Below are 18,461 nucleotides of genomic sequence, written 5' to 3'. Positions count from 1 at the left end.
TTTCAGCTTTTAAATTCTTAGTTTGCTTCCAAAATAAAAATTACCTTTGGGATGCTAAAAATTAAATTGTATTGTTAACAAATCTGATCATAAAGAACTACGCCTTAATCGATCATCTTAATGTAGATTTTGACAAAGGACTAATTTCCATTACTGGAGAGACTGGTGCTGGAAAATCTATACTTTTAGGAGGATTGTCATTGGTGTTGGGCAAAAGAGCCGATCTCAGTAGTATTAAAAATGCAGAAGAAAAATGTGTAATTGAAGCCAGCTTTGCCATTGAAAATTACAATCTCGAAGAATTTTTTAAACAGCAAGATCTGGATTTTGAGAAGCAAACAATTATTCGAAGAGAAATTTTGCCGAGTGGAAAATCTAGAGCTTTTGTAAATGACACTCCTGTTACGCTAGATGTATTGTCTTCCCTGGGGGAGCGGCTTATCGATATTCACTCACAACATCAGACTTTAAAACTAACCGATAATGACTTTCAGTTTCAAGTTATTGATGCCATTGGTGATGTAAGCCAAGAACTAAGTCTGTACCGGGCTAAACTTGCGGATTATTTGGTGCTTAAAAAGGAATTAAAATCCTTGATTGAGTTTCAGCAGCAGGCTGATAAGGATTACGATTACAATTCATTTTTATTGGAAGAATTAAAGGCAGCGAAATTAAAGCCGGGGATGCTTACCGACTTAGAAGCTAGCTTCGAACAATTGAATAATGTTGAGGAAATCTCAACTAAAGTTGGTCAGGGGTTACAGTTATTAGGTGGAGAGCAAATGGGAATATTGCCGAGCCTTACAGAACTCAAGAATAATTTCAATCGCTTGGGCGACTTTGGCAAATCCTACAAAGATTTGTCAGACAGAATCGAATCTGTTTTAATAGAACTTGATGATGTCTATGGCGAAGTACAATCACTGGAGGAAAATCTAGAAGCCGATCCTGCGGAATTGGAAAAGGTGAATGAACGACTTCAATTGATCTATAATCTTCAGAAGAAACACAATGCTTTAGAGGTTACAGAACTCATTGATCTACAAGAGCAACTAGAGCTACAAGTTTCAAAAACTGAGAATCTTGAAAATGATATCAAAGCCCTGCAATTGAAGCTTATGACTATGGAAGAGGCCTTGGACAAGGTTGCTCTAGATTTGCATAAAAAACGAGCTCGTGGTATTCCACCGCTCAAAAAACACTTGGAAGACACCCTGGGTAGCTTGGGAATGCCCAATGCCCAATTCAATATTGAAGTAATTCCGACAGAGCACTATCTAGCTCATGGTAAGGATAGCTTGTCATTCTTATTTTCTGCCAATAAAGGAGGACAGTTCAATGAACTTAAAAAAGCAGCCTCAGGCGGGGAATTATCTCGTATCATGCTGGCTATTAAAGCACTCTTAGCACAATATATGCATCTGCCCACCATAATGTTTGATGAGATCGATACTGGTGTATCCGGCGAGGTGTCAAACAAAATGGCGGATATCATGTATCAAATGAGTAAGACCATGCAGGTTTTTACCATAACTCACCTTCCTCAGGTAGCCGCTAAAGGCGATCAGCACTACAAGGTTTATAAGGAGGAAATCCAAGGTATTACCACTTCACAGATGAAGAAATTAGACCAAGAGCAACGTGTAGTTGAAATTGCTGAAATGCTCGGAGGTAAAGATATTAGTTCATCGGCAAGAGCGCATGCCAACGAATTGCTGATCAAACGAAATTAGCATAACTTTGTAGGATGCAACAGCGCTTTAAAACTCATATTGAACGCAAGCTTCCTTTTTTATTCAATACACCTATTGCCCTTGCGGTAAGTGGGGGTATCGATAGCGTGGTGCTCTTAGATCTGTGTCGTAATATAAAACTCAATTGTAGTGTATTGCATTGTAATTTTCAATTAAGAGGTCAAGAGAGTTTGCAGGATCTACAATTTATAACAGCGTTATGTAAAACTTATGGCGTTGATTTTCACACCATCAACTTCGACACAAAAACCCATGCTCAAGAGGCTAAGGTATCCATTCAGATGGCAGCTAGGGATCTGCGTTATGATTGGTTTCTACAGCAAAAGCAGGAACTCGGGTTTTCGTACTTACTCACCGCACATCACGCTGATGACAATTTAGAAACCTTCTTGATCAATCTTGGTAGGGCTAGTGGGTTAGAAGGATTGACAGGTATTCCTGAGATCAATGATTATATTGTTCGACCACTACTACCTTTTTCGAGATCTGAAATCGTTCAGTACGCTAAGGCGCATCAGATAATGTGGCGTGAGGATAGCAGCAACGCTGAGTCTAAATACATCAGAAATAAATACCGACATGATATCATTCCGTTAATCAAGCAGATGAAGCCAGATTTCTTGGAGAATTTCACCAAGTCACTGCAGCATTTAAATCAATCCAACAGCATTGTGAAAACTACGGTTGATCAAAAGCGAGATCAACTGTTTTCTGAAAATAATGGAGTTATTGAAATACCCGTAATCAAGCTGATGGAGCTTGTCCCCTTGACTGCCTTTTTATACGAACTTTTTAAACCATTTGGTTTTAAAAATGGAGTAGAGCTATTGCAGCTCCTAGACACGCTTTCCGGAAAACAACTTATTTCTGACAGTCATCGATTGATTCGAAATCGGGAGCAATTGTTATTGGTCCCATTGGAATCCAATACATTGGAGTATGAATATACCATAACGCAGGAGCAGGAGAGCATAAACTATCCCATCCAACTTCATATTGAACATACTGAATTAAAAACGGAGATATCTAAGGATGAAGTCTTAGTTGATAAAGAAAAGTTAAAGTTTCCGCTTATACTTCGCAAACGACAAAATGGTGACTATTTTTACCCATTTGGAATGCTAGGGAAGAAAAAGCTCAGTAAGTATTTCAAAGATGAAAAGTTTTCTTTATTGGAAAAAGAAAATCAATGGTTGCTCTGCAATGGTGACAATGAAATCATTTGGATTGTTGGCGCTCGTGCAGACGATCGTTTTAAGATAACAGAAACAACAACAGAAATATTAAAAATAACATCCCTACATGCGTAATTTAATAGCTGTACTACTACTATTTGTCACAAATTTTATTTTTGGCCAAAATCAAGTACAATGGAATACTTCAGTTGAACGTATTTCAGATTCTACTTATACCTTAATCGTCGAAGCTGAGATTAAACTAAATTGGCATCTCTATGCTGTAAGTCAGCCGCAAGACGAAGAACCCGCCATCATTCCCACAACTTTCAACTTTCAAGGAGAGGGAGTGGATTTTGAGCGTATGGGTGCTATAGAGGAAGGTAAACCTATTACGGAAATGGATAAAATTTTCGAACAGGAACTATCTTATTTCGCTGATAAGGCCATTTTTAAGCAAAAAATTAAGCTGCTTAATCCTGGACTCAAAACAGTTATTGGGGACGTATCTTACCAGGCATGTGATGATAAGCAATGTATTTTCGATCAATATGACTTAGGTTTTTCTTTGGATGGAAGTGCTGTTATTATCGATAAGGTTGTTGATGCTAAGAGCTTGGATCTAGCACAAAATTTAGAAATCCCCCTTACCAATACTGATTTACTAAAGGCAAATAAGCATAGTGAGGACGCTCAGGGCAAAGGTTTATTTAATCTTTTCGTACTAGGATTTTTAGGAGGACTCATCGCCTTGCTTACCCCCTGTGTGTTCCCGATGATACCCTTGACTGTTTCTTTTTTTACCAAACAGAGTAGTAACAAAAGCAAAGGGGTTTCCAATGCGATACTTTACGGAGCATTTATTGTTGGTATATACATGGCGCTTAGTGTGCCATTCCATTTCTTGGATTCCATTGCTCCTGAGATCTTAAATAACATATCAACGAATGTGTGGTTGAACGTTACTTTCTTTATCATTTTTGTGGTCTTTGCGTTTTCTTTCTTTGGATATTTTGAGTTAACACTTCCACATTCTTGGGGAAATAAAATGGATAGCGCCTCTGGTGCTGGTGGAGTCATAGGGATATTTTTTATGGCTTTAACCTTAGCTATAGTCTCCTTCTCTTGTACCGGTCCTATTTTGGGATCACTCTTGGCAGGTTCCTTGTCTAATGACGGAGGAGCTACTCAGCTTACCGTTGGTATGACAGGTTTTGGTGTGGCTTTGGCCTTGCCATTTGCACTGTTTGCACTGTTTCCTAACATGCTAAAATCATTGCCGAGGTCTGGAGGATGGATGACCACCACCAAGGTTATTTTAGGATTCTTGGAATTAGCCATGGCCTTTAAATTCCTTTCAAATGCCGATTTGGTAGAGCATTGGGGAATCTTAAAACGTGAAGTGTTTATCGGAATTTGGATCGTGATATTTATACTCATGGCCTTATATGTTTTCGGACTTATCCGTTTCCCGCATGATGGACCACGTAAAAAACTGAGTTTTTACAGGTTTATTTTTGGTTTTGCCGTAATTGGTTTTGTTATCTATTTAATTCCGGGATTATTCAATACCTCACAGTCAAATTTAAAACTACTAAGCGGCTTTCCACCACCTGTTTTCTATAGTATCTATGAAAAGGAAAGTGATTGTCCACTAGGCCTTACTTGCTTTAAGGATTTTGATGAAGGTTTGGCCTATGCGAAAGAGCATAATAAGCCTATTCTACTAGATTTCACTGGATGGGCGTGTGTGAATTGTCGTAAGATGGAGGAGAATGTTTGGAGTGAGCCTGAGATCTTTAACCTTCTCAATGAAGAGTATGTTTTAATTTCACTTTATGTGGATGATAGAAAGGAATTGGAAGAAGGTGATCAATTTAACTTTGAGTTGGAAAATGGTCGGGTAAAAAGTATTAAGACTATTGGTGATAAATGGGCAACCTTTCAAACCATTAATTTTAAAACTGCTTCTCAGCCATATTACATTCAAATGTCATCAGACTATGAGTTGTTGAGCAGTCCTCAAAAATATACCGATGCGATTACTTATTATCAGTGGCTACAAGATGGGTTGAAGAAATTTGCGGAGTCTCAGGATAAGTAATACTGAGGACCCGTTAAGAATCAATTGGCAGTTTAAATGATGTTCATTTCATTGATCACTTCAATATGACCAAAATTGAGATGTTTTGGAAGTTTATTGTCCTTAGGAAGAACCGCTAAAAACCGATCAAAATTTGAGGTGTAAACGTTTTTCAACAGTGGTTTCTGGTAGCCTAATACTTTGATGATGTCTTCTATGAATTCATTGTGATGCACTAGATCAGAACTTCCAAGGTGGAATATACCTCTCTTATCCCTATTAATGATATAGTGGATTTGCTTGGTCAGTATAGCAATGTTTGTCACATTCATAACCAAGTCAGGAAAGACCTCATAGGCCTTGTCCTGTTGGAGGTGATATTTGAGTTCTTTGATCCGTGGAGATTGGCTCCCAAATACCATAGGCAATCTCGCGATTACATAATTCTTTTCAGGCAATTGCATTAGCGCAGTTTCAATTTTGATTTTAAACTTCCCATAGGTGCTCATGGAAAGCGTTTTATCAAACTCGTAAGACGGAAAGTTACTAAAGGCATCAAATACATTTGCCGAGGATAAAAAAATGATCTTGCTATTGCTCGCTCTACAATAATCCAGAACATCAATATGGGTGTCAATTTGAGATTCAAATTCACCGCGCAGCGCAGAAATAATCACATCGGGTCGAACCCTTGAGAGAATTTCTATAAGATCGTCATTTTGCATATCAAAGGGAAAGAAATGCTTGTTATTAGCATAAATCTTTCCCGTATGATAAGTTCCATAGGTGTCAAAATAGGAGCAGAGCTCTCTGTAAAGTGAACCTCCTATAAAACCACTAGCTCCTAATATTAAAATCTTTTTCAAATATCTTTCTTTCATCGGTATTAAGAGAACTCAGACTTGACCTATTTATTTTTATAAAAAGGAAGTTTAACAACCGTAGCAGGAACCTGATTCTTTCGAATCTGAATTCCAACTGCACTTCCTGGCACAGCATAGGCTACAGGAACATATCCCATTCCAATACCAGTACCTAATGAAGGTGCCATGGTGCCACTGGTGACTCTTCCAATGACATTTCCTTCCATATCGGTAATATCGTAACCGGTTCTAGGAATTCCTCTTTCCTGAAGTTCGAATCCTACAAGTTTATTCGCTAAGCCGTTTTCTTTTTGTGTTTTAAGGATATCTGAAGCTACAAAATCCTTAGTGAATTTAGTTACCCAGCCTAAACCAGCTTCTAACGGTGAGGTTGTATCATCGATATCATTTCCGTAAAGACAATATCCCATCTCTAAACGAAGTGTATCTCTAGCAGCTAATCCAATAGGTTTGATACCAAAGTCTTTTCCCGCTTCAAAAACTTTATCCCAAAGTTGACCTACGTCTTCATTTTTACAATAAACTTCAAAGCCACCACTTCCAGTGTATCCTGTTGCAGAAATAATCACATTAGGAATACCTGCGAATGGTCCAACTTCAAAGTGGTAAAATTTGATGGCAGATAAATCAATATCTGTAAGGGATTGCATAGCTTCTATAGCTTTAGGTCCTTGGATGGCCAATAAAGAATACGCATCAGATATATTTTTCATTTCAGCACCAAACTCTTTATTGTACCCAGAGATCCATTCCCAGTCTTTGTCAATGTTGGAAGCATTAACAACCAATAGATACTGTTCTTCTTTGATCTGATAGACAATCAAATCATCAACGATACCACCTTGTTTATTTGGTAGGTAATTGTACTGAGCCTTTCCAATTTCTAGTTTGGCGATGTCGTTGCTACATACTTTTTGTAGTAGTGCAAAAGCATTTGGTCCAGAGACAAGAAATTCGCCCATATGGCTCACGTCAAAAACGCCTACATTTTTTCTTACGTTTTCATGTTCAGCAGTAACTCCTTCGTACTGTACTGGCATATTGTATCCTGCAAAAGGCACCATCTTTGCACCCAACTGAATATGGACATTTGTTAAAGCAGTATTGTTCATTTTTAGTATATTTAAAAAAATTGCTAGTCTGTTTACTTATAACTACAAAATTATTTAAATATAGTGAGGTAAAAAATAAAGGAGGAATAATAAAGACACTTAATACATGACCAATGATGAAAAATGATAGAATTAGAATACTGATAGTAGGCTGTGGTAATATGGGAGCTTCTCATGCTATGGCATATGATCAATTAAAAAATGATTTTGAAATCTGTGGGCTGGTTGCAAGAGGAGACAGTAAACACGAATTAAACAAACAACTTAAGGCTAATTATCCTGTCTTTGATTCTTATAAAGTAGCATTGAAAGAATCAAAGCCTGATGCCGTTTGTATTTCTACCTATCCCGATACGCACCAAGAATATGCCTTGGCGGCGTTTGATGCCGGATGCGAGGTGTTTTTAGAAAAACCAATCGCTACTACAGTCCAGGGGGCAAAAGCTTTGGTAGAGGCTGCTAATAAGTCGGGTAAAAAGCTTGTTATCGGATATATTTTGAGACAACATCCTTGTTGGCAGAAATTTATAGATGTGGCTCAAGGACTTGGTAAACCTTTAGTGATGCGGATGAATTTAAATCAACAAAGCCATGGCTATATGTGGGATGTTCACAAAAATCTTATGAAAAGTCTGAGTCCGATAGTGGATTGCGGGGTACATTATATTGATGTGATGTGTCAAATGGTGCGTTCTAAGCCCAAACAAGTCTCTGCAATAGGGGCACGGCTTACGGATGAAATTTCACCAGACAATTACAATTACGGTCAACTACAAATTACCTTTGAAGATGGATCAATTGGATGGTATGAGGCAGGATGGGGGCCAATGATCAGTGAGACGGCACATTTTATAAAAGATGTAATAGGGCCAAAGGGAAGTGTTTCCATTGTGTCAGCTTCCGCCACGGAACAGGGTGCCACTGACTCCGTCGATCGTCATACCAAAACCGAAAGCTTAAAAATACACCATGCGGAAGTAGATGCTTCAAATGAATTTACACAAGAGGATCAGTGGATACATTTCAAAGATGAGCCCGATCACTTAGAATTGTGTATGCGTGAACAGTTATATTTCTTAGATGCCATCAGAAATGATGTAGACTTGTCTGACCATCTCCAAGATGCCGTGAGCAGTTTGGAAGTAGTGTTGGCTTGTGATGAGTCGGTAAAAAGCGGAAAGACGGTTTACTTATAGAATAAAAATAAGTGAGGGCATAAAACAGCATGCGGGAATAGTTTATAGTGTATTCCCGCACGCTGTTTTTCACAAGTAAATTATTTGCTTAACCTCTTGAATTCAAATAGGCTTTTAGATCCTCGTAAGAGGAAATTTTAAGACTTGTTTTTTTCTTGTCGATCACTGATTTAATCTGATCTGGAATTGGTAATTCAATTTCCAAGGCCTCTTCTACAGTGTCTAAAAACTTCACCGGATGAGCGGTTTCTAAAAATACCCCTGTATCCCTTGGATTGGATTTTTGATACTTCTTAAATCCTAAGTAACCAACTGCGCCATGTGGATCTGCAATATAGCCAGAATTTTTATAGATTTCTTGAAGTGCTTCAACAGTTTGAGCATCAGTATAGCTTTGAGAGGAGAACATCGCTGACAAGGCTTTAAAATCATTGTCAAATAGGTTTTGAATCCTCACAAAGTTACTTGGATTTCCAACATCCATAGCATTTGAAATGGTTTGTTTCGAAGCTTTTGGCTGGTATTTCTGTGTGTCCATGTACACAGGTACAGTGTCATTAATGTTGGTTGCTGCGATAAAATGCTTTACAGGTAAACCAAGTTTATGAGCCATGATTCCGGCACATATGTTTCCAAAGTTTCCACTTGGAACAGAAAATACGAGATCCTTATGTTTGCCTTTTAGTTGTTTGTATGCAAAGAAAAAGTAGAACATTTGTGGAAGCCATCGCGCTACGTTGATAGAATTTGCTGAAGTAAGATTCTGACCTTTTAATGCTGAATCTAAAAAAGCAGTTTTCACCATATCTTGACAATCGTCAAAGACTCCATCAACCTCCAAGGCGACGATGTTTTGATCCAAAGTGGTTAGCTGTTTTTCTTGTATATCGCTCACTTTTCCACTAGGGTATAGGATAACGACATCTACACCTTTAACGCCAAGGAATCCGCTGGCAACGGCTCCTCCAGTATCTCCGGAGGTGGCAACCAAAACGGTAACCTGTTGGTCCTGTTTGTTTTTATTAAAGTAACCTAAACAACGCGCCATAAAACGAGCTCCTACATCTTTAAAGGCCATAGTCGGTCCGTGGAAAAGCTCTAGAGCATACACATTGTTTTCAACAGCAACTGTAGGGAAATCGAAACACAAGGTTTCAGCGATGATGTTTTTTAATTCCTCATCTGGGATTTCTCCATTGACAAATTGTTGGATCACCTTAAAGGCGATTTCTTGATTAGAATACTGTTCTATGTTTTGGATAAAGGAAGGATCCAGTGGTTTTATTTCATTTGGAAAATAGAGACCTTTATCTGGTGCGATCCCTTGAACAACAGCTTGTTCGAAACTGGTGCTTGCGGTATCTTTTGATTGGTTTAGACTATAATATTTCATCTTCTTTTTAAGCTTTTGATTTTTTAATTCTCAGATTATACGATGGCTGTTATGATAAAACTTTTACACCCTCTGTATTGATGCCAGAGATGTGAAGGTCATAATCCACCCCAAAATCCTTGTAAACATCCCCCATCGCTACTGCTACCTTTTCTGCCATTGCCTTTCCTTTGGAGAGTGCAAATATAGAAGGGCCAGAACCAGAAATTCCACTTCCAAGTGCTCCTGCCTTATTGACAGCCTCCTTGACTTTGTGAAATCCAGGTATGAGTGGACTTCTCATAGGTTCAATAATCTCATCATGTAGGCAACGCGATAGTAGCTCGTAGTCTTCAGTGTACAGTGCACTAACAAGACCCGCTAAATTTCCCCACTGAACAATTGCTTTTTTCAGCGGAATAGACTGCTTTAAAACCGAACGGGCATCTGCGGTTTTCACCTCAATCTGAGGATGTATAACTGTAGCAAAAAGTTGCTTTGGTGTATTTAGCTTTATAACTTCCAATGGTGTATAGCCTTTTACCAAGGTAAAGCCACCTAATAGGGCAGGAGCCACATTATCGGCATGAGCTGTACCACTTGCTAGGGCCTCACCCTGAATGGCAAATCCAACTAATTGTGTAGGATTGAAAGGCATACCTAGCAACTTATTAATTCCAAACACAGCTCCTGCTGCGCTTGCGGCACTACTTCCAATACCGCTTCCTGGTTTAATTATTTTGATGATTTCAATTTCAAAACCAAAATCAAGATCCAAATCTTTGAGTAATGCTAGTGCTGCAACTCCTGCAACATTCTTCTCTGCTTCTAAAGGAAGTTGTTGTCCTTCAATCTTTGTGATTCGAACTCCAGGTGTACTCACTTTTCGAATGAGCATTTGGTCACCGGTACTTTCTAAACAAAGCCCTAATACATCGAATCCACAGGATACATTGGCTATAGTTGCTGGACAAAATAATTTTATCTCGTTCATTTTAATGGTATATAGAAATTAAAAGTTCCCGATACGGATGATATCTGCAAAAATTCCGGAAGCTGTAACTTCTGCACCTGCACCTGCACCCTTGATCAGTAACGGTTGCTCATTATAACGCTGGGTGAAAAACAATACGATATTATCTTTTCCTTCCAGGTTGTAAAATGGATGATCCTTTGGTATTTCTTGTAGTCCTACCTTTGCTTTACCATCTTCGAACTGTGCAACATACTTTAAGCGACAATTCTTTTCTGAGGCTTGGTTATAGATCTTATCAAAATGAGCTTTATGTTCCACAAGTGATTTGTAGAAATCTTCAACATTGGTAGTGTTTAAACTTTCCTGTGGTAAAAATGCTTCGTTTTCAATTTGTTCTATATCCAACTCATTCCCACTTTCACGAGCTAAAATTAAAATTTTGCGCATCACATCGATACCACTGAGGTCTATTTTTGGATCGGGTTCAGTATAACCTTCATCTTGGGCTTGTTTCACCACCTGGTCAAACGGAGTCTCTAGATCAAAATTATTGAAAACAAAGTTTAAACTACCTGAAAGTACCGCCTGAATTTTGGTGATTTTATCCCCAGATGCAATGAGGTGTTTTAAGGTGTCTATAATCGGTAAACCTGCACCTACATTTGTTTCAAAAAGGAAAGGAGCATTGTAGCGTCTGGAAAGCTCTTTGAGTTCAATATACTTTTCATAAGGAGAAGAAGCTGCAATTTTATTACAGGTAACCACAGAGATGCTATCGCTGAGATATTTCCCATAGGTTTGAGCAACGTTTTCATTGGCAGTATTATCCACAAAGATACTGTTGCGTAAATTCATGGTTTTGACCCTATCATAAAAGGCGTCAAGTCCAGTGTCCTCACCGGCATCCAATTGGGATTTCCAATTTGTTAAATCAAGTCCGCCATCATCAAAAGCCATCTTTCTAGAGTTGGAGATTCCAACGACTCGAATATTTAATTTTAATTGCTTTTTGAGGTATTTTCTTTGGGTGTGGATTTGGTCCAGAAACTTCTCTCCGACATTACCAACCCCCATGACAAACAAGTTGAGTTGTTTGATGTGGTCTTCGAAAAATTGCTCGTGCAAGGTATTCAAGGCTTTTTTCACATCCTCTTTATCAATAACGGCTGAAATATTTCTTTCAGAAGCTCCTTGAGCAATTGCTCTGATGTTGACATTGTTTTTTCCTAGGGCACTAAACATACGGCCACTAAGTCCTTGGTGGCTCTTCATATGATCACCGACCAATGCGATTATCGCTAGGTCGTCTTCCACACTTACAGGATTGATTTTCTTAAGGCTTATTTCGTATTCAAATGCAGAATCAAGGGCTTCTTTAGCCTTGGCCGCATCTTGAGAAGAAACACCAATACATATCGAGTGCTCTGAAGAGGCTTGTGTGATGAATACTACACTAACATCAGCATGAGAGAGTACTTCGAAAAATCGTTTCGATATTCCAGGTATACCGACCATACCGGAACCTTCAAGAGAAAGCAGCGATATTTTTTCAATATGGCTTATTCCTCGAACGGCATTTGGCTTATCCTCAGTTTCTGAAGAAATCAGCGTGCCGTCATCCTCCGGTGAAAATGTGTTTTTTATATGAATTGGTATCTTTTTAGATAAGGCCGGTTGAATTGTTGGTGGGTATAAGACCTTGGCTCCAAAGTGAGAAAGCTCCATGGCTTCTTGATACGAAATACTAGGGATGGTAAAGGCTTGTTTAACCAGCTTCGGATTCGCTGTAAACATGCCACTGACATCAGTCCATATTTCTAGTTTTTCGGCTCCTGAAGCAGCTGCATATATTGCCGCTGTATAATCTGATCCTCCACGTCCAAGAGTGGTTGAGTTTCCATCTGTTGAAGAGGCAATAAACCCTGGAGTCACTATAACGCTATAGGTTACGGTACCGAAATAATTTTCACAAAGGGCATTGGTTGTTTTGAAGTCCACATGAGACTTGCCAAAACATGTATCTGTTTTTATCAGTTGACGGCTGTCCTTATGAACACAGTCGATATTTTCGTTTATAAAATATTCACTGATGATATAAGAGGATAGCAGCTCACCGTATCCAACAATTTTATCGAGTAATTTTGGAGTGCTCTCACCGATCAAGTAAGCACCCTCCAAAAGGGTTTCAAGCACATTTAAGTCACGTTTTACAGTGCTAATAACACCGCTTTGTCTATTGATATCAATGAGCTCCGCTATAGCGTTTAGGTGTCGTTGTTCGATTTCATGAAGAATCTCCTTGTACTCCTCATCCTGGGCAGCTGCAAGTAATGAGGCTTTTACTAATAGGTCGGTAACCCCTCCGAATGCAGAAACCACCACAACAATTTTTTGCTTTTGTGAAGCTTGAGATACAATCTCTTTTACTTTTTTTATACGATCTGAACTAGCGACCGAAGAGCCGCCAAACTTTAATACTTTCATGGGAAAATTGATTACAAATAAGTAATTGGTTTTGTTTTTGTTTAAATATCAAACAAAAAAGACTACGGACGATATGAAATGAATTAGACCCCAAAAGGGGTAATAATGGTAATTGTACGAATAATGGTAGCATAACATGTATTCCCTATTGGGAATATGGAAGAGGTTTCATGTATGTTGTTTAAACTTTTCAAAGTGTTTATTCGTATTGATTTTCAAATGTAGTACATTTATGCAAGTAATAAAACCTAAATCTTATAATTAAAGATTTGATAATTTAATCGAAGTTTTTTTAACAAATGAAGATATTTTCCGTAGATCAGATCCGGCAGGCTGACAAATATACAATAGAACGCCAAAATATTTCCAGCGATGAGCTTATGGAGAGGGCTGGTAAAGTGGCGTTTGAATGGATTCAAAGGCAACTAGGCGATTCAAAAGTCAGAATTCATGTGTTTTGTGGGATTGGCAACAATGGAGGTGACGGACTTGTCGTCGCAAGATATTTGATCAATTTTGGATATTCAGTCACCATTCATGTGGTGAATTTTAGTGATCATCGATCCGAAGACTTTTTAACCAATTTTGACAGAATTAAAGAGATCAATATATGGCCAGAGTTATTAACCCAGACCAGTGACCTGCCTGAGATATTGCCAAATGAGATTGTAATTGATGCTATATTCGGCATTGGTTTTAATCGTCCTGCTTTGGCTTGGGTTGCTAAGTTAATCAAGCATATTAATGAGAGTATGACCTTTGTCTTATCCATAGATATTCCTTCAGGAATGTATATGGATAAGACAACCATTGGATTGGAAGTAATTAAGGCGGATTACACCCTTAGTTTTCAATTTCCAAAATTAGTATTTACACTTCCGAGCACAGGAACGTATTCCAGATATTGGCAGGTATTAAACATAGGTCTCGACCCTGAGTATATATCAAAGGAAAAACCATTGGCTGTATTTGTCGATAAATTTCAGGCCTTACAACGCTATCAGCCTAGGGATAAGTTTAGTCACAAAGGGACTTTTGGGCATGCGCTGATTATTGGAGGAAGTTATGGTAAAATTGGAGCGATCCTGATGTGTAGTGAAGCAGCTTTACACGCTGGAGCAGGACTAGTAAGTGTATTTACACCACAGTGTGGGTATCAGATTATTCAGAGTTCACTACCTGAAGCAATGGTTGTTACGGATAGTCACCACGCCCATATACAGCACATTCACTATGAGATTAATCCAACAGTTATTGGCATAGGTCCAGGAATGGGAATGCATGATACAACTGTGAAGGCCTTTTCAAATTTTATAAAGAAAAATGATAGCCCCTTAGTAATCGATGCCGATGGGCTTAATATTCTAGCGGAGCATCAGGAATTGTTAGTATATATAAAGGGAAAGGCTGTTTTAACGCCGCATCCAAAAGAGCTGGAACGCCTGATAGGACCTTGGAAGGACGATTTCGATATGTTGGATAAGATGAAGGAGTTTTCAAAACAACATCAGCTGATAATTTTGGTCAAAGGTGCGCATACCATTACAATTTATGAGGATCAAATGTATGTGAACTCCACTGGAAATCCAGGTATGGCCACCGCCGGAAGTGGTGATGTGCTTACAGGGCTCATTAGCGGTTTAATTGCCCAAGGGTATTCGCTTTTAGACGCTACAGTTTTAGGAGTATACATCCATGGTAGGGCAGGAGATTTGGCAGTTTTACGGTCAGGTGTTGAGGCTTTAACTGCAACAGATATCATTGATTTTACAGGAGACGCATTTTTAGATTTAATTCAAATTAAACAACCGGAGGCTAATTCTACAGATCAAAATCCAAAACAATAATCAAACGAATTTTAAAAAAAAACATAAGTATTCAAAAATCATTTTTTGGATACTAAGATGTAAATGCAGATTTTTGCTTTAACAACTAGCAATTTATGGAAGAATTTCACTATATAAGTTCCACCGTTTTAGATATTCAAACCATTTGGAACCTGATACAGTATAAAACCAAACTCAGACTCTCTGATGAAGCCAAAGTCAATCTGGTAAAGTGTAGAAAGTACCTGGACCAGAAAATCTCCTCAGATAAAACTCCTGTATATGGCATCAATACTGGTTTTGGTTCCTTGTGTAATGTTAGAATAGCAGACAACCACCTCAATGAATTACAACGAAATTTGGTTCGTTCACATGCCTGTGGAACTGGGGAGTTGGTGGATCCTGAAATTGTAAAGCTCATGCTGTTGCTCAAGATTCAATCCTTGAGTTACGGGCATAGTGGAGTACAATTGGAGACTGTCCTAAGACTTATAGATTTTTATAACTTAGATATTATCCCGGTAGTATATACCCAGGGTTCACTCGGGGCTTCTGGAGACTTGGCTCCGCTTGCACATATGTCATTACCCTTGATCGGAGAAGGGCAGGTGTACTATAAGGGTGAGGTGACTCGTGTTGATAAACTTATGAGTCCGATGGGCTGGAAGCCTGTGGAGTTAAAAGCTAAGGAAGGCTTGGCGCTGCTCAACGGAACCCAATTCATGAGTGCCTATGGTGTCTGGTGTATATTGAATGCCTATCGACTCTCGTATTCTGCTGATCTTATTGGTACCATGTCATTAGAGGCTTTTGACGGCTTGACGCAACCCTTCCATAGACTTATACATCTGGTCAGGCCACATCGAGGACAGATAAAAACTGCTGATCGGATACGTCAATTCTTAGAGGGGAGTCAAATCGCTGAGGCACCTAAAACACAGGTGCAGGATCCTTATTCCTTTAGATGTATGCCTCAGGTTCACGGGGCATCTAAGGATGTTTTGGCACATGTCAGAAAAGTATTTAAGACTGAAATCAATTCGGTAACCGATAATCCCAATATTTTTATTGAAGAGGATTTGATTCTTTCGGGAGGTAATTTTCATGGACAACCTCTAGCGATGGCTTTGGATTATCTGGGAATAGCATTGTCCGAGTGGGGGAGTATTTCTGAGCGAAGAACCTATCAGTTAATTTCAGGTCAACGTGGTTTATCGCCATTTTTAATTAATGATCCAGGTTTGAATTCCGGATTGATGATCCCTCAATATACGGCAGCGAGTATAGCAAGCCAAAACAAACAGTTGGCCACACCAGCAAGTGTAGATTCAATAGTTTCTTCCAATGGACAAGAGGATCATGTAAGTATGGGTGCAAATGCAGCTACTAAGTGCTTGAAATTGGTAACAAACTTAAAGTCCATTTTGGCCATTGAGCTCTTTAATGCTGCTCAGGCCTTAACTTATAGAAGACCACTTCAATCGTCAAAAATCATTGAAGATTTTTATCAGAAGTATCGCGAGCAAGTGCCCTTCGTGGCTAGTGATCGCGTATTCCATGATGATATTAAAAAGTCAATCGAATTTCTAGAACAGATCCCTGTTTCACCAGAGTTCTTCTTGGATTAAAAAGGCCTTTATTTGATGTTTTTGGGAAGGACCAAACTTTGAATCCATTCGCTTGCGGTGTCTACGTTTTTGAATAGTTTCATACTGTTTCCGTAGAAGTACTTTTCAATTTTAAAATTGTGCTTAAATAGTTCGTTGTTTGAAACAATTGCAATGCCTTTCAGGTGTGGCAGTTCCTTGAGATATTTATACACGGAAGGATCCAAAGCATAGGAATTTCTTCGTAGTGAAATATAACCAAAATCCATATTGCTAAAGTGGATTTCCGCGATGTTTATCAAAGCAGATATATGCTCGAGGTTAAAGTCAACACCATCGTTTACTATACCCACGGCAAGATTTGAATATACTTCGATATTCCCGAAATCAAGTTCATAGATCTTGATTAAATTATACTTTGAAGATATTGCATTCATCTCCGCAAAATTACTCCTATTTTGATCAGGGTAATAAAGTGTATGTTGAAATTAGATGAATTACATTTTTAAGCAGTTAAGGTGTGAAATATTCCTTGAATTTAAGCTATTTATTTGCTTTCCAATTTAGTTTTTTCTCAATGGACTTAATCATAAAGGAAGCAATATCCATATCCGTAGCAGTTTCAATACCTTCCAATCCAGGCGAAGAGTTTACTTCAAGCAATAAAGGCCCCTTGGATGAACGAATAATATCTACCCCTGCAACATCTAACCCCATCGCTTTTGTGGCCTTAATGGCAATTTTCTTTTCCGCAGTGGTTACACGTACCAAAGAGGCAGTTCCACCGAGGTGTATATTGGCTCTAAATTCTCCTGGAGGTGCCTCACGTTGCATTGCAGCAACCACTTTACCATCAATTACAAAGCAACGGATATCCTTCCCGTTGGCTTCTTTAATAAATTCTTGCACCAGAATATAAGCGTTCAAGCTTTTAAAAGCATTGATCACGCTTTCAGCAGCTTTCTTAGTTTCTGCTAAAACCACACCTTTACCCTGGGTTCCTTCTAAAAGTTTAATTATAAGTGGAGAGCCTCCTACCATTTTTATCAGATCATTAGTGTCAAGTGGAGAGTTTGCAAAGCCAGTGGTAGGGATGCTTACGCCATTTTTTAAGAGTAATTGAAGGGAGAAAAGTTTATCTCTAGATTGACGAATGGCCTCGGCTTTGTTTAAAACCATTACACCAATGGATTCAAAATGCCTGGTCAGTGAACAACCGTAATAAGTCATGCTTGGACGGATTCTAGGGATAATTGCGTCGAGATCGTTTAAGATTTTACCACCGCGATAATGAATCTCAGGAGTGTCAGCATCAAGTTTCATATAACACTGACGAATGTTTAGAAATTCTATTTCATGGCCCATGCGTTCAGCCGCCTCTATAATTCTTCTGTTGCTATATAAATTTGGATTACTAGCCAATAAGCCAATCTTCAAACCACCTTGATTACTAATGGTATTTTTGTAGCGTTTGCCGAGTTCTTCTTCACTCAGGTCACCTAACATAAAATTAGTCTCGGGGTCAACTATTAGTCTTCCGACCATAGCCTCACGTCCCAATAACATTCGGTAGCCCATACTGTCTCGGTTGGTCAGTGATAATTCCACATCCCAAGAGTCCCCATTAATATGCAGACTAGTGCGAATGATGTATCGATTTTCACGATTCCCAGTAGAGCTTTTTATAACCCTTTTATCCAGTACTAGAGCTTCGCAGTGTATGACTTTTTTACCATTATGTTGAATAGGGTATACGTCAAAAGTTACCCAGGTATCATTATTCCTTTGGAAAGGTTGAATATTCACCGCGTGCAGTGCTGAGGTCTTTGCCCCACTGTCTACACGTACTTTTATTGTTGGAATGTCGAGTTCTGGTAAAGAAACCCATTCCTGGCTACCTATTATTGTTTTGTTCTCCATGTAATTTATTTCACTAGCGTATCTTCTAAGATAAGAAGAATTTTAAAACCAGTAAAATTATAAAAAAAAACG

Annotated in this window: 13 protein-coding genes; 6 read left to right on the top strand and 7 right to left on the bottom strand. The window is 38.7% G+C overall.

Going from position 1 to position 18,461, the window contains the following annotated elements; all coding sequences use genetic code 11:
- The first annotated feature begins 71 nt into the window (after positions 1-71).
- From recN to ACN0TV_RS10950, 3 genes are read left to right on the top strand one after another with little or no spacing between them, the layout of a single operon-like run.
- Complete coding sequence (recN, locus tag ACN0TV_RS10960; protein WP_417362953.1) at positions 72-1,733, top strand: DNA repair protein RecN; 1,662 nt, start codon at positions 72-74, stop codon at positions 1,731-1,733.
- Positions 1,734-1,747: 14 nt separating this feature from the next.
- Entirely contained in the window at positions 1,748-3,064 is a 1,317-nt protein-coding gene (tilS, locus tag ACN0TV_RS10955; RefSeq protein WP_417362952.1) for a tRNA lysidine(34) synthetase TilS, read from the top strand.
- Entirely contained in the window at positions 3,057-5,033 is a 1,977-nt protein-coding gene (locus ACN0TV_RS10950) for a protein-disulfide reductase DsbD family protein (protein WP_417362951.1), read from the top strand. Before tilS ends, ACN0TV_RS10950 begins: the two co-directional genes overlap by 8 nt.
- A gap of 32 nt (positions 5,034-5,065) precedes the next feature.
- On the opposite strand, the gene ACN0TV_RS10945 is transcribed toward ACN0TV_RS10950, so the two are convergent.
- Together ACN0TV_RS10945 and gcvT are read right to left on the bottom strand one after the other, a co-directional pair.
- Positions 5,066-5,878 (bottom strand): sugar nucleotide-binding protein, encoded by an 813-nt coding sequence (locus ACN0TV_RS10945; protein ID WP_417362950.1) that lies wholly within the window; start codon positions 5,876-5,878, stop codon positions 5,066-5,068.
- Positions 5,879-5,919: 41 nt separating this feature from the next.
- Positions 5,920-7,008: a glycine cleavage system aminomethyltransferase GcvT gene (gene gcvT / locus ACN0TV_RS10940; RefSeq protein WP_417362949.1), complete on the bottom strand. Its 1,089-nt coding sequence runs from the start codon at positions 7,006-7,008 to the stop codon at positions 5,920-5,922.
- Between the two features lie 113 nt (positions 7,009-7,121).
- Between gcvT and ACN0TV_RS10935 the strand changes: the two genes are divergently transcribed.
- Positions 7,122-8,204, top strand: a complete 1,083-nt coding sequence (locus tag ACN0TV_RS10935; protein WP_417362948.1) for a Gfo/Idh/MocA family protein — start codon at positions 7,122-7,124, stop codon at positions 8,202-8,204.
- Positions 8,205-8,292: 88 nt separating this feature from the next.
- On the opposite strand, the gene thrC is transcribed toward ACN0TV_RS10935, so the two are convergent.
- From thrC to thrA, 3 genes are read right to left on the bottom strand one after another with little or no spacing between them, the layout of a single operon-like run.
- Entirely contained in the window at positions 8,293-9,597 is a 1,305-nt protein-coding gene (gene thrC, locus ACN0TV_RS10930) for a threonine synthase (RefSeq protein ID WP_417362947.1), read from the bottom strand.
- 49 nt (positions 9,598-9,646) lie between these two features.
- Positions 9,647-10,570 carry a homoserine kinase gene (locus ACN0TV_RS10925; protein WP_417362946.1) on the bottom strand — a complete coding sequence of 308 codons (924 nt, stop codon included), beginning with the start codon at positions 10,568-10,570 and terminating at the stop codon, positions 9,647-9,649.
- Between the two features lie 18 nt (positions 10,571-10,588).
- A complete protein-coding gene (thrA, locus tag ACN0TV_RS10920) occupies positions 10,589-13,036 on the bottom strand; it encodes a bifunctional aspartate kinase/homoserine dehydrogenase I (RefSeq protein WP_417362945.1) in 2,448 nt (815 codons plus the stop codon).
- 299 nt (positions 13,037-13,335) lie between these two features.
- Between thrA and ACN0TV_RS10915 the strand changes: the two genes are divergently transcribed.
- Positions 13,336-14,883 (top strand): NAD(P)H-hydrate dehydratase, encoded by a 1,548-nt coding sequence (locus ACN0TV_RS10915; protein WP_417362944.1) that lies wholly within the window; start codon positions 13,336-13,338, stop codon positions 14,881-14,883.
- Between the two features lie 95 nt (positions 14,884-14,978).
- Positions 14,979-16,490, top strand: coding sequence for a histidine ammonia-lyase (hutH, locus tag ACN0TV_RS10910; RefSeq protein WP_417362943.1), 1,512 nt, complete (start codon positions 14,979-14,981; stop codon positions 16,488-16,490).
- Between the two features lie 8 nt (positions 16,491-16,498).
- Here the strand turns inward: hutH and ACN0TV_RS10905 are convergent, their stop codons facing one another.
- Both ACN0TV_RS10905 and rimK read right to left on the bottom strand, forming a co-directional pair.
- Positions 16,499-16,906: an STAS/SEC14 domain-containing protein gene (locus ACN0TV_RS10905; RefSeq protein ID WP_417362942.1), complete on the bottom strand. Its 408-nt coding sequence runs from the start codon at positions 16,904-16,906 to the stop codon at positions 16,499-16,501.
- Between the two features lie 106 nt (positions 16,907-17,012).
- Positions 17,013-18,389 (bottom strand): 30S ribosomal protein S6--L-glutamate ligase, encoded by a 1,377-nt coding sequence (gene rimK / locus ACN0TV_RS10900; protein ID WP_417362941.1) that lies wholly within the window; start codon positions 18,387-18,389, stop codon positions 17,013-17,015.
- Positions 18,390-18,461 lie beyond the last annotated feature (72 nt).

It is taken from the genome of Galbibacter sp. (assembly GCF_048266365.1).
Lineage (GTDB): Bacteria > Bacteroidota > Bacteroidia > Flavobacteriales > Flavobacteriaceae > Galbibacter.
This window is presented reverse-complemented; position numbering and strand designations above follow the sequence as displayed.

Excerpts from the sequence above, each read along its gene's own strand:
- tilS (WP_417362952.1), top strand. The coding sequence starts at position 1,748 with ATGCAACAGCGCTTTAAAACTCATATTGAACGCAAGCTTCCTTTTTTA.
- ACN0TV_RS10950 (WP_417362951.1), top strand. The coding sequence starts at position 3,057 with ATGCGTAATTTAATAGCTGTACTACTACTATTTGTCACAAATTTTATT.
- gcvT (WP_417362949.1), bottom strand. The coding sequence starts at position 7,008 with ATGAACAATACTGCTTTAACAAATGTCCATATTCAGTTGGGTGCAAAG.
- ACN0TV_RS10935 (WP_417362948.1), top strand. The coding sequence starts at position 7,122 with ATGATGAAAAATGATAGAATTAGAATACTGATAGTAGGCTGTGGTAAT.
- thrC (WP_417362947.1), bottom strand. The coding sequence starts at position 9,597 with ATGAAATATTATAGTCTAAACCAATCAAAAGATACCGCAAGCACCAGT.
- ACN0TV_RS10925 (WP_417362946.1), bottom strand. The coding sequence starts at position 10,570 with ATGAACGAGATAAAATTATTTTGTCCAGCAACTATAGCCAATGTATCC.
- thrA (WP_417362945.1), bottom strand. The coding sequence starts at position 13,036 with ATGAAAGTATTAAAGTTTGGCGGCTCTTCGGTCGCTAGTTCAGATCGT.
- ACN0TV_RS10915 (WP_417362944.1), top strand. The coding sequence starts at position 13,336 with ATGAAGATATTTTCCGTAGATCAGATCCGGCAGGCTGACAAATATACA.
- hutH (WP_417362943.1), top strand. The coding sequence starts at position 14,979 with ATGGAAGAATTTCACTATATAAGTTCCACCGTTTTAGATATTCAAACC.
- ACN0TV_RS10905 (WP_417362942.1), bottom strand. The coding sequence starts at position 16,906 with ATGAATGCAATATCTTCAAAGTATAATTTAATCAAGATCTATGAACTT.
- rimK (WP_417362941.1), bottom strand. The coding sequence starts at position 18,389 with ATGGAGAACAAAACAATAATAGGTAGCCAGGAATGGGTTTCTTTACCA.